At 74.5% G+C, this 11,564-nt stretch carries 10 protein-coding genes; 9 read left to right on the forward strand and 1 reads right to left on the reverse strand.

Translation table 11 applies throughout. From position 1 onward, the window contains the following. The first annotated feature begins 1 nt into the window (after position 1). From ACF1ED_RS16220 to ACF1ED_RS16240, 5 genes are all read left to right on the forward strand, one after another. Positions 2–1,345, forward strand: coding sequence for a sulfate adenylyltransferase subunit 1 (locus ACF1ED_RS16220; protein WP_391760839.1), 1,344 nt, complete (start codon positions 2–4; stop codon positions 1,343–1,345). 200 nt (positions 1,346–1,545) lie between these two features. Next, complete coding sequence (locus ACF1ED_RS16225; RefSeq protein ID WP_391760841.1) at positions 1,546–2,655, forward strand: aliphatic sulfonate ABC transporter substrate-binding protein; 1,110 nt, start codon at positions 1,546–1,548, stop codon at positions 2,653–2,655. Between the two features lie 26 nt (positions 2,656–2,681). Then, the gene (locus tag ACF1ED_RS16230; RefSeq protein WP_391760843.1) at positions 2,682–3,479 is read left to right on the forward strand and encodes an ABC transporter ATP-binding protein; all 798 of its coding nucleotides are present in this window, start codon (positions 2,682–2,684) and stop codon (positions 3,477–3,479) included. Further along, positions 3,466–4,353, forward strand: a complete 888-nt coding sequence (locus ACF1ED_RS16235; RefSeq protein WP_391760845.1) for an ABC transporter permease — start codon at positions 3,466–3,468, stop codon at positions 4,351–4,353. Before ACF1ED_RS16230 ends, ACF1ED_RS16235 begins: the two co-directional genes overlap by 14 nt. A gap of 4 nt (positions 4,354–4,357) precedes the next feature. Beyond that, positions 4,358–5,119, forward strand: a complete 762-nt coding sequence (locus ACF1ED_RS16240; RefSeq protein ID WP_391760847.1) for a sirohydrochlorin chelatase — start codon at positions 4,358–4,360, stop codon at positions 5,117–5,119. On the opposite strand, the gene ACF1ED_RS16245 is transcribed toward ACF1ED_RS16240, so the two are convergent. Next, complete coding sequence (locus tag ACF1ED_RS16245) at positions 5,116–5,670, reverse strand: DUF1697 domain-containing protein (protein ID WP_391760849.1); 555 nt, start codon at positions 5,668–5,670, stop codon at positions 5,116–5,118. The genes ACF1ED_RS16240 and ACF1ED_RS16245 overlap by 4 nt on opposite strands. Before the next feature lie 197 nt (positions 5,671–5,867). On the opposite strand from ACF1ED_RS16245, the gene ACF1ED_RS16250 reads away from it, so the two are divergent. The 4 genes from ACF1ED_RS16250 to ACF1ED_RS16265 all read left to right on the forward strand — a co-directional run bounded on the left by ACF1ED_RS16250 (position 5,868) and on the right by ACF1ED_RS16265 (position 11,525). After that, entirely contained in the window at positions 5,868–6,725 is an 858-nt protein-coding gene (locus ACF1ED_RS16250; protein WP_391760851.1) for a phosphotransferase, read from the forward strand. Between the two features lie 91 nt (positions 6,726–6,816). After that, the gene (locus ACF1ED_RS16255; protein ID WP_391760853.1) at positions 6,817–7,644 is read left to right on the forward strand and encodes an alpha/beta fold hydrolase; all 828 of its coding nucleotides are present in this window, start codon (positions 6,817–6,819) and stop codon (positions 7,642–7,644) included. Between the two features lie 398 nt (positions 7,645–8,042). Further along, entirely contained in the window at positions 8,043–8,831 is a 789-nt protein-coding gene (locus ACF1ED_RS16260) for a thioesterase II family protein (RefSeq protein WP_391760855.1), read from the forward strand. A 426-nt stretch (positions 8,832–9,257) separates the two neighbouring features. After that, positions 9,258–11,525 carry a BTAD domain-containing putative transcriptional regulator gene (locus ACF1ED_RS16265; RefSeq protein ID WP_391760857.1) on the forward strand — a complete coding sequence of 756 codons (2,268 nt, stop codon included), beginning with the start codon at positions 9,258–9,260 and terminating at the stop codon, positions 11,523–11,525. Positions 11,526–11,564 lie beyond the last annotated feature (39 nt).

Consider the following 11,564-nt stretch of genomic DNA (forward strand, 5'->3'; position numbering starts at 1 on the left):
GATGAGCACGTCCACCGAGCAGCCGGCCGCCGAGCTGGCCGCCACCACCCTGCTGCGCTTCGCCACCGCCGGCTCCGTCGACGACGGCAAGTCCACCCTGGTCGGCCGCCTGCTGCACGACTCCAAGTCGGTCCTCGCCGACCAGCTGGAGGCCGTGGAGCACGCCTCGCGCTCGCGCGGCCAGGAGGCGCCCGACCTGGCGCTGCTCACCGACGGCCTGCGGGCCGAGCGGGAGCAGGGCATCACCATCGACGTGGCGTACCGCTACTTCGCGACCCCGCGCCGGCGGTTCATCCTCGCCGACACCCCCGGGCACGTGCAGTACACCCGGAACATGGTGACCGGCGCCTCGACGGCCGAGCTGGCCGTGGTCCTGGTCGACGCCCGCAACGGCGTCGTCGAGCAGACCCGCCGGCACGCCGCCGTCGCCGCGCTGCTCCGCGTCCCGCACGTGGTCCTGGCGGTGAACAAGATGGACCTGGTCGAGTACCGGGAGTCCGTCTTCGCCGCGATCGCCGAGGAGTTCACCACCTACGCCTCCGAGCTCGGCGTCCCGGAGATCACCGCGATCCCGATCTCGGCGCTCGCCGGCGACAACGTGGTGGAGCCGTCCGCGAACATGGACTGGTACGGCGGCCCGACCGTCCTGGAGCACCTGGAGACCGTGCCGGTCAGCCACGACCTGACGGCCTGCCACGCGCGCTTCCCGGTGCAGTACGTGATCCGCCCGCAGACCGCCGAGCACCCCGACTACCGGGGCTACGCCGGCCAGATCGCGGCCGGCGCCTTCCGGGTCGGCGAGCAGATCACCGTGCTCCCCTCCGGGAAGACCTCGACGATCACCGCGATCGACGCGCTGGGCGAGCCGGTGGACATCGCCTGGGCCCCGCAGTCGGTCACCATCCGGCTGGCCGACGACATCGACATCTCGCGCGGCGACCTGCTCGCCCCGAGCGCCGACGCCCCGGCCACCAGCCAGGACGTCGAGGCGACGGTCTGCCACGTGGCGGACCAGCCGCTCACCGTCGGCCAGCGGGTGCTGCTCAAGCACACCACCCGCACGGTCAAGGCGATCGTCAAGGAGATCCCGTCCCGGCTGACCCTGGACGACCTCTCCCAGCACCCGGAGCCCGGGCGGCTGGTCGCCAACGACATCGGCCGGGTGAAGGTCCGCACCGCGGAGCCGCTGGCGCTCGACGCGTACGCGGATTCCCGCCGTACCGGTTCGTTCCTGCTGATCGACCCGGCCGACGGCACTACGCTCGCGGCGGGCATGGCGGGCGAGTCGTTCGCCACCGCCAAGGCGGTCGTGTCCGTCGACGACGAAGAAGGGTGGGACTTCTGACCATGGGTCAGGACTTCTACGGCACCTTCGCGAAGGAAGGGGGCCGGGTGGGTTCCGGCGCCCTCGGCGCAGGCAGGGGAGGTGTCGCGCGATGTGCGTGCTGACCGCCTCCGCGCACGGCTGTCGCCGTGCGACGCCGCTCCACCCGCACCGTCGCAAACGCAGACTCCAGACCCAGTGAACCGAGGGGAAGACCTCCCGTGCCTGCCACCACCCGTACCACCCCGCTCCGCGGCCTCGCCGCCGCCGCCACGCTGCCGCTGCTGATCGGCGCACTCGCGTCGTGCGGCTACGGCTCCGAGGCCAAGAACGACGAGAAGAAGGTGGCGGCGACGGGCGAGAAGCTCTCCGTCGACACCGTACGGCTCGGGTACTTCCCCAACCTGACGCACGCCACGGCCCTGGTGGGCCACCAGGAGGGCATCTTCCAGAAGGAGCTCGGCGGCACCGAGCTGAACGTCTCCACGTTCAACGCAGGCCCCTCCGAGATCGAGGCGCTCAACGCGGGCTCGATCGACATCGGCTTCATCGGTCCCTCGCCGTCCATCAACGGCTACACCAAGTCCAAGGGCACCAACCTCCGCATCGTCGGCGGCTCCGCCTCCGGCGGCGTGAAGCTGGTCGTGAACCCGGACAAGATCAAGACCCTGGACGACGTCAAGGGCAAGCGGATCGCCACCCCGCAGCTCGGCAACACCCAGGACGTGGCCTTCCTCAACTGGGTCTCCGAGAAGGGCTGGAAGGTCGACGCCCAGAGCGGCAAGGGCGACGTCTCCGTCTTCCGCACCGACAACAAGGTGACCCCGGACGCCTACAAGTCCGGTTCCATCGACGGCGCCTGGGTCCCGGAGCCGACCGCCTCCAAGCTCGTCAGCGAGGGCGCCAAGGTGCTCCTCGACGAGTCGACGCTGTGGCCGGACGACAAGTTCGTCATCACCAACATCATCGTGTCGCAGAAGTTCCTCACGGAGCACCCGGACGTGGTGGAGGCCGTGCTGCGCGGCTCGGTGAAGACCAACGCCTGGATCAACGCCAACCCGGACAAGGCGAAGGAGTCGGCCAACTCCAAGCTGAAGGAGCTGTCCGGCAAGCCGCTCGGCGCCGAGGTCATCGACGGCGCCTGGCCCTCGATCGGGTTCACCGACGACCCGCTGGCCGCCACCCTGCAGGCCCAGGCGGACCACGCGGTGAAGGCCGGTCTCCTGGAGAAGCCCGACCTCAAGGGCATCTACGACCTCACGCTGCTCAACAAGGTCCTCAAGGCCGAGGGACAGCCCGAGGTCTCCGACGCCGGTCTCGGCGTGAAGTAACCGACCCGAACCAGGAGGTGACGACCATGGCCACGCCCACGACGCTCGCCAAGGCCGAGGACCGCGCGACCCCGACCGGTCACGCCGCGCGCCTCGCGCACGTATCCAAGTCCTTCGGCGGTCCCGCCGGCGGCCAGCTCGTCCTGGACGACATCTCGCTCGATGTCGCCCCCGGCGAGTTCGTCACCCTCCTGGGAGCCTCCGGCTGCGGGAAGTCGACGCTGCTCAATCTGGTCGCGGGGCTCGACCGGCCGTCCGCGGGGTCCATCGAGACCCCCGGCGGCCGGCCGGCCCTGATGTTCCAGGAGCACGCCCTCTTCCCGTGGCTCACCGCCGGCAAGAACATCGAGCTGGCGCTCAAGCTGCGCGGGCTGCCGAAGGCGGAGCGCCGCCCCGAGGCCGAGCGGCTGCTCGAACTCGTGCGGCTCGGCGGCTCGTACGGCAAGCGGGTGCACGAGCTGTCCGGCGGCATGCGGCAGCGCGTGGCGCTGGCCCGCGCCCTCGCGCAGGCCAGCGACCTGCTCCTGATGGACGAGCCGTTCGCCGCGCTCGACGCCATCACCCGGGACGTCCTCCACGACGAACTCACCCGGATCTGGCGGGAGACGAACCTCTCCGTCCTCTTCGTCACCCACAACGTGCGCGAGGCCGTGCGGCTGGCCGAGCGCGTCGTCCTCCTCTCCTCCCGGCCCGGCCGGATCGCCCGGGAGTGGACCATCGACATCCCGCAGCCGCGCCGCATCGAGGACGCCGCCGTGGCGGAACTGTCCGTCGAGATCACCGAAGAACTGCGTGGGGAGATCCGCCGCCATGGCCAGCACTGAGACCACCGTCCGCAAGGGCGACGACCTCGCGGGCCTGGAGGCCGGGCTCGACGCGCTGGACAGCGTGCAGATCCGCCGCACCCCGCTGCGCGAGGTGCTGCTGAAGAAGGTCCTGCCGCCGGTCCTGGCGATCGTGCTGGTCCTCGCGGTCTGGCAGCTGCTCGTCACCCTGGAGGTCACCGACGCGGGCAAGCTGCCCTCGCCCGGCGCGGTCTGGCACAGCCTGGAGACGATGTGGCTGCAGGGCACCCTCCTGGAGGTGCTGTGGACCAGCGTCTCCCGCGCGCTCCTCGGCTTCCTCCTCGCCCTGGCGATCGGCACCCCGCTGGGGCTGCTGGTCGCCCGGGTGGGCGTGATCCGCACGGCGATCGGCCCGATCCTGGCCGGTCTCCAGTCGCTGCCGTCGGTGGCCTGGGTGGCCCCCGCGGTGCTGTGGCTGGGCCTCAACGACTCGATGATGTTCGCGGTGATCCTGCTCGGCGCCGTCCCGTCCATCGCCAACGGCCTGGTGGCCGGCGTGGACCAGGTGCCGCCGCTCTTCCTGCGGGCCGGGCGGACGCTCGGCGCGACGGGGCTCAAGGGCGCCTGGCACATCGTGATGCCGGCCGCGCTGCCCGGCTACCTCGCGGGCCTCAAGCAGGGCTGGGCGTTCTCCTGGCGCTCGCTGATGGCCGCCGAGATCATCGCCTCCTCCCCCGACCTGGGCCTCGGCCTCGGCCAGCTCCTGGAGAACGGCCGCAACAACTTCGACATGCCGGGGATCTTCCTCGCGATCTTCCTCATCCTGCTCGTCGGCATCGCCATCGACCTGCTCTTCTTCAGCCCGCTGGAGCGCGCGGTGCTCCGCCGCCGCGGCCTGCTCGTGAAGGCCTGATCCGATGACCGCGTCCCCGGCCCTCCTCGTCGTCGCCCACGGCAGCCGCGACCCGCGGCACGCGGCGACCGTCCAGGCGCTGGTGCGCCGGGCCGGCGCGCTGCGGCCGGGGCTGCGGGTGGAGACCGCGTTCCTGGACTTCAACCTGCCCTCCGTGGCGGGCGTCCTGGACCGGCTCGCGGCCGAGGGGGTGCGGGACGTGGTGGCGCTCCCGCTGCTGCTGACCCGGGCCTTCCACGCGAAGGCCGACATCCCCGCCGTCCTGCGCCGGGCGCCCGCGACCCTGCGGATCCGCCGGGCGGAGGTCCTCGGCCCGTCCCCGCTGCTGCGCGCGACGGTGGAACGGCGCCTGTACGAGGCCGGGCTCACGCCCGGCGACAAGAGCACCACCGGGGTCGTCCTGGCCTCGGCGGGCTCCTCCGACCCGGAGGCGATCGCGGCGATCGCAGAAACGGCGCGGGAGCTGCGGCGCACCGGTTGGTGCTCCGTGCGACCCGCGTTCGCCTCCGCTGTGACCGCAGGGAGCTTCCCCCGGACCGAGGACGCGGTACGGGCGCTGCGCGCCGAACCGGGCGTCCGCCGGGTGGCGGTGGCGCCGTACGTCATCGCCCCGGGCCGGCTGCCGGACCGCATCGCGGCCGGCGCGGCGGACGCGGACGTCCTCGCGGACGTCCTCGGCCCCTCACCGGAGCTGGCCCGGCTCCTCGTGGAGCGCCACGCCGAGGCGGTCCGCGCCCCGGAGCGGGTGACGGTCGCGGCCGGCTAGCCGGCGGCGGTCATCTCGACCAGCTTGCGGACCGTGTTCCAGTTGCGGGCGGTGGCCACGACGCCCTTGTTCAGGGACGGGCGCATCACGGCCTCGGCGAGCTTGGAGCGGCCGAGGCCGTCCGGCGTGTAGAGGTACAGGACGCGGTCGCCGAGGGCGAAGGACTCGGGGCGGTGCGCCTCGGCGTCGACGGCGGCGAAGCGGTCGGGGGCGACCGGCGCGGAGTAGTAGACGGCGTGCAGCTGCCTTCCCTCCAGTTCCGCGGCGGGGAAGGGGCAGGCCTCGGCGACGGCGGCCAGGTAGGCGCCGTCGCGGACGAGGCAGTCGCAGCGGAAGCCGAAGCGCCGCTCGATCGCCTCCTCGACGGCGGCGGCGAGGGTGTCCTCCGGGGCGTCCCCGTCGGTCGAGAAGACGGCGTTGCCGCTCTGGAGGTAGGTGCGCACGTCTCCGTGGCCCAGGCCTTCGAGGAGGGCGCGCAGGTCGGCCATGGGGACCTTGCGGTGGCCGCTCACGTTGATGCCGCGGAGGAGGAGCGCGTACGTCGTCGTCATGCGGCCACCTTAGGCAGCCACCGCGCCTCGTGGGGGGTGGCGCGGTGGCTGGTTGGAACCCTCTCCGATGGACGACGGGCAGCGGAAGGGTCTTCACCCATCTGTGACTTATTGAACAACCCTTCGTAATGCCGGGGGGTGTGTCCGGGGGTGGGAGACTGCTTCACGCACACGGACCACCGGGCAGGGAGAGAGTGATGGACGAGGCGCGGGCGCGGGAGATCCTGGCCGCGGCGGGGCTGCCGGCCGGCGGGGCACGGCTCCTCGCCCTGGGCGAGAACGCGGTCTTCGCCGTGGACGGGCTGGTCGTCAAGGTCGGCCGGTCCGCCGAACTCTTCGAGCGGGCCCGGCGGGAGGTGGCGCTGGCCGCCCTGCTCGCGGAGGCCGGGGTGCCGGCCGTGCGGGCGGCGGAGAAGGAGCCGCGGCTGGTCGAGGGGCATCCGCTGACCTTCTGGCATCCGCTGCCGGAGGCGGTCCGCCCGGCCGAGCCGCGGGACCTGGCCCCGCTGCTGCGCGCGGTGCACGCGCTGCCCGAGCCGGTGGACCTCGCCCTGCCGCGGCGGGAGCTGCTCGGCGGGGTGGAGCGGTGGCTGCGGCTGGCCGGGGAGGCGATCGACCCGGCGGACGCGGCCTTCCTGCGGGAGCGGCGGGACGCCTTCGCCCCGGCGGCGGCCGCGCTCACCCCGCGCCTGGCGCCCGGGCCGATCCACGGCGACGCCCTGCCGCGCAACGTCCAGGTGGGCCCGGACGGGCCGGTCCTGATGGACCTGGAGACCTTCTCCTCCGACCTGCGCGAGCACGACCTGGTGGTGCTGGCGCTCTCCCGGGACCGGTACGGCCTGGACCCGGCGGCCTACGACGCCTTCACCGAGGCGTACGGCTGGGACGTGCGGGAGTGGGAGGGGTGCGCGGTGCTGCGCGGGGCGCGGGAGACCGCGAGCTGCGCCTGGGTGGCCCAGCACGCGCCGCACGACCCGAAGGCGCTGGCGGAGTTCGAGCGGCGGGTGGCGTCGCTGCGGGACGGCGACCCCGAGGTCCGCTGGTACCCCTTCTGACCGGCGCCCGCGCCCTACCGGCTGGTACGCCCTCCGGCCGGGCTGCCATCATGAGCCGCGTCGAACCGGCCGGCGGGAACGGGGTGTCGTGATGCGCGTGCAGCTGTCCGAAGTGGGTCTGGACGTCGAGGTGAGCGGCGAGGGACCGGTGGTCCTGCTGCTCCACGGCTTCCCCGACAGCCACGCGCTGTGGCGCCATCAGGTCCCGGCGCTGAACGCGGCCGGCTTCCGGACGGTCGCCCCGACCCTGCGCGGCTTCGGCGGCTCGGACCGTCCGGAGGGCGGCCCGGAGGCGTACCACCCGGGCAGGCACGTCGGCGACCTGCTCGAACTCCTCGCCGGGCTCGGCGTGGACCGCTTCCACCTGGTCGGGCACGACTGGGGGGCGGGCATCGCCCAGGGCCTGGCGTCGGTGGTGCCGGACCGGGTGCGGAGCCTGAGCCTGCTCTCGGTCGGGCACCTGGCGTCGATCCTGTCCTCGGGCTGGGAGCAGAAGCAGCGCTCCTGGTACATGCTCCTCTTCCAGATCGCCGGGGTCGCCGAGGAGTGGCTGGCGCGGGACGACTTCGCGGGGCTGCGGGAGATGCTGGCCGGGCACCCGGACGCGGAGGCAGCGATCGAGCCGCTGCGCGCTCCCGGGGCGCTGACGGCGGCCCTGAACATCTACCGGGCGGGGCTCCCGCCGGAGGTCCAGTTCGGGGCGGCGGTGCCGGTGGCGCCGCTGCCGGAGCCGGTCCCGGTCATGGGGGTGTGGTCCACCGGGGACCGCTTCCTCACCGAGGACTCGATGTCCGGCACCCACGCGCACGTCCTCGGGCGGTGGCGGTACGAGCGGCTGGAGGACACCGGGCACTGGATCCCGCTGGAGCGGCCGGAGGCCGTCAACGGCCTGCTGCTCTCCTTCTTCGAGGAGCACTGACCCACCGGGAGGCGCCGGGCGGGCGGCCGCGGGGCCGGGGCGGCTGACGGGGGCAGCCGGCCCCGGCCACGGCCGCCCGGCGGGACCGGTGTGTGCCGGGGCCGCCCGGGCGGGCCGCGGGACGGCGCGGCGGAAGGCCGCCGGCGCCGGGCGCCGTCCCACACGGGGATCGTCCGGCCCGCCGCGCGGGGCGCTCAACCGGCGGCGCGGGAGTGTGTCACAAGCGCCGGGCCGCTTTGAGCCCCCTTTGACCGCCCGTCCGCGCAACCCCTCGGACGCTCCCGCCCACGCTGCGCTTTTGTCCGGGATTTGTGCGTCCGTTGAGCGGCGTCGCGGATGATGGTGCGGACCGGCCCCGCGGCAGGGGACGGCGTACGAGGGAGACGGGGGTGGGCCGCGTGGACAGCGAGTGGCTTCGGAGGTTCGCCGTTCCCGGTGGGGACTCCGCGGCGGCGGGCGGCACCGCCCTGGTGTGCTTCCCGCACGCCGGCGGCGCGGCGAGCGCCTACGTGCCGCTGGCCCGGGCGCTCGCGCCGGACGTCGCGGTGCTGGCCGCGCAGTACCCGGGCCGTCAGGACCGCAGGCACGAGGCTCCGCTCGACGACATCGGCGAACTGGCCGACGCCCTCGCCGCCGAGGTGCGGCGCGGAACGGAGGGTCCGTACGCCTTCTTCGGGCACAGCATGGGCGCGGTCCTCGCCTACGAGACCGCCAGACGGCTGCGGGCGGCCGGACAGGCCGGTCCCCGCCACCTGTTCCTCTCCGGCCGGCGGGCGCCGGCCCTGGACCCCAGCCCGCACGACCGGATGCTCACCGACGCCGACGTGATGGCGGCGGTACGGCGGCTGGGCGGGACGACCCCGGCGGTCCTGGACGACCCGGAGCTGCGGGAGATGGTGATGCCCGCGCTGCGTGCCGACTACCGGGCGGTCGGGAGGTACGCCTGGCGGCCGGGGGCGCCGCTGGACGTGCCCATCGGGGTGTTCGTCGGCGACGGCGACCCGGTGGTGACCGTGGAACAGGCCGGTGCCTGGCGGGACTTCACCACCGCGGCCACCACCCTGGAGGTCTTCCAGGGGGGCCACTTCTACCTCGACCGGCACCTGCCGGCGATCGCCCGGTCCGTGACCGGCGCCCTGGCGGCCCCGGCCGGCGGGCCGGCGGCGCGCCCGGGCGTCCGTTCCTGACGCCGCCGGCTCCCGGGACGGCCGGCTCCCGGGACGGGGGCCTTCCGAGGGCGGGGGCCTTCCGAGGGCGGGGGCGAGGCGATCGCCGCCGCCCTCCCCCGTGCCGTGACCGAACCCCGCGTCGCGCGGGTCCTCGGCCGGGTTCCGGCCGGGTTCCGGCCGGGCACACGGCCGTCACCGAGGGTTCTCCCGCCATCACTCGGCGTTCCGCTGCCGTGCGCGCGGTGGCGGTAACCTCTGCCGTGCGTCCTCTCACGTGACTTGGTCGAGAATTGGTCCGACCTGGGCCGAGTCCTTGCGACACCGACCAGAAGGATCTTGGCGAATATGTGACGCAGCGGAAGTACCGGGCGTCCGCCGGCAGGGCGGGTCGCGGTACGGGTTGCCTGATGGGGGAGTTCGATGCAGTTCCGATTACTCGGTCCGATGGAAGTGCTGGACGACGGCAGGCCGGTGGGGCTCGGGGGCGCCAAACAGCGCGCCACGCTCGGCTTCCTGCTCCTCCACCCGAACAAGGTGGTGCCGACGAGCAGACTCCTGAGCGCGCTCTGGGAGGGCGACGAGGCACCGGTGACGGCGCGGAAGATCCTCCAGAACGCCGTCTACGGACTCCGCGGCGCCCTCGCCTCCGGCCGCGGCGCGAACGGCCCGGCCGCCCCCGCGCTGCTGACCCGGCCCCCCGGCTACATGATGCGGGTCGATCCCGGACAGGTCGACCTGCACCACTTCCACGCGCTCGCCGGCCGGGGCCGCGACCGGCTGGCCGCGGGCGCCCCGGAAGCGGCGGTGGCCCTGCTGCGCGACGCGCTGGCGCTGTGGCGCGGGCCCGCCCTCGCCGACCTCGTGGAGAAGGACGTCGCCTGGCCGGAGCTGGCCGCCGTGGAGAGCGCCCGGCTCGACGCGATGGAGGACTACGTCGAGGCCCAGCTGGCCTGCGGCCGCCACCACGGGATCCTCGCGGAGCTGGAGGCGATGGTGCGGGCCGAGCCGCTGCGCGAGCGCGGGTGCGGCCAGCTGATGCTGGCGCTGTACCGCTGCGGCAGGCAGGCCGACGCCCTCTCCGTCTACAGCCGGGTGCGGGCCGTGCTGGTCGAGAGCCTGGGCCTGGAACCGGGGCACGGCCTCCAGGCGCTCCAGCAGCGGATCCTCACCCAGGACCCCTCGCTGCTGCTCCCCCGCGCCCCGGCCCGGCCCGGCGCCGCCGAGGACGGGGGAGCGCGGGACCGGCTCGTCCTCGCCCCGGCCGCGCCCGGCCGCCCGGCCGGCGGACGGGAGTCCGGGGAGCGCGGGACGGCGGGCGGGAGGACGGCGGAGGGAAGGGCCGCGGACGGGAGGACGGCGGGGCGGGGGGCGGACGGCCGGGGGGCCGAGGGCCGGGGACCCGGCACCGAACGCCGCCAGGTCAGCGTGGTGTCCGTACGGACCCGGATCGCCTCCTCGCTCGGCGGAGGCGCCGGCGACCGGGAGCTCGACGACCTGCTGGACGGAGCCGAACTGCTGGTCCGGGAGCAGATCGAACGGTTCGGCGGCGTCGTGACCGCCGCCATCGGCTCCATCTCCGTGGGCCTGTTCGGGCTCGAAGCCCCCCGCCCGGACGACGCGCACCAGGACGACGCCCGGCGGGCCGTGCTCGCGGCGCTCGCCATCCGCGACGTCCTCGACGTGCCCGACCCGGCCGACACCGGGACGGAGCGGTCGACGGTGCACGTCGTGGTGACCACGGGCGAGGTGATGCTCCGCAGGCGCGGACGGGACGCGGTCCCCGCGGTCTTCGGCGACATCCTCGACGAGTCCCAGGAGCTGCTGTGCGAGTCCCCCGCGGGTGAGGTCCGGGTCAGCGACGAGGTCCACCGGGCGAGCGAGCACACCGTCCGCTACCGCCGCTCCGACGCCCACGCGCTGGAGTGGCAGGCCGTGGCGGTCCGGGACGACGGGCGCGGCGGTACCGGCGGGGGCGAGCTCTCCGTCGAACTCGACGTGCTGCGCGGCCTGGTGAAGCGCACCCGGCAGCGGGCCGTGCCCCACCTGGTCACGGTGATCGGCGAGCCCGGCACCGGGAAGACCCGGCTGCTGGCCGAGCTGCGCCGCTCGGTGACCGAGGAGGCCGACGGGCCGCTCGTGCTGTCGGCGCGGGCGTCCGGGAGCCCCGGCGAGTCCCCGCTGGCCGTCCCGGGCCGGCTCCTCGCCGCCTACTGCGGCACCGGTCCCGAGGACTCGCCGGAGGCCGTGCGGGCGGCCCTGGAGCACGCCTCGCGCGACCTGTACCGCTCCGAGGCCGTGCGGGAGCGGCGGCTGCCGCTCCTGTGGCCCCTGCTCGACCCCGGGGGCGAGCCCGCCCCCGGCACCGTCCGCCAGACCGAGGTCCTGGACGGCTGGCGGGAGTTCCTGCTGCTCGCCGTCCAGCGGCGCCCCCTCGTGCTGTGCCTCGACGACCTGCACCTCTCCCCCGACATGGCCCTGGACGCGGTGGGCGACCTGGTCGAGTCCGCGGGCGAGGGACCGCTGTTCGTGATCGCCGCCGCCCGGCCGGAGCTGCTGGAGCGGCGCCCCTCCTGGGCCGGCGGGAAGAGCCACACCATGACGGTGACGCTGGCCCGGCCCGAACGGATCACCAACGAACAGCTGGTGGAGTTCCTGCTGTCGGCGGTGCGCAACGAGAGCCTCCACCGGCTCGACGGCTCCCGCGCCGGCTGACCCCCGGCCCCCGGTGACGGCCCCCCCACGCGGGTGCGC

The organism is Streptomyces sp. NPDC014656, assembly GCF_043084305.1.
Taxonomy (GTDB): Bacteria; Actinomycetota; Actinomycetes; order Streptomycetales; family Streptomycetaceae; genus Streptomyces.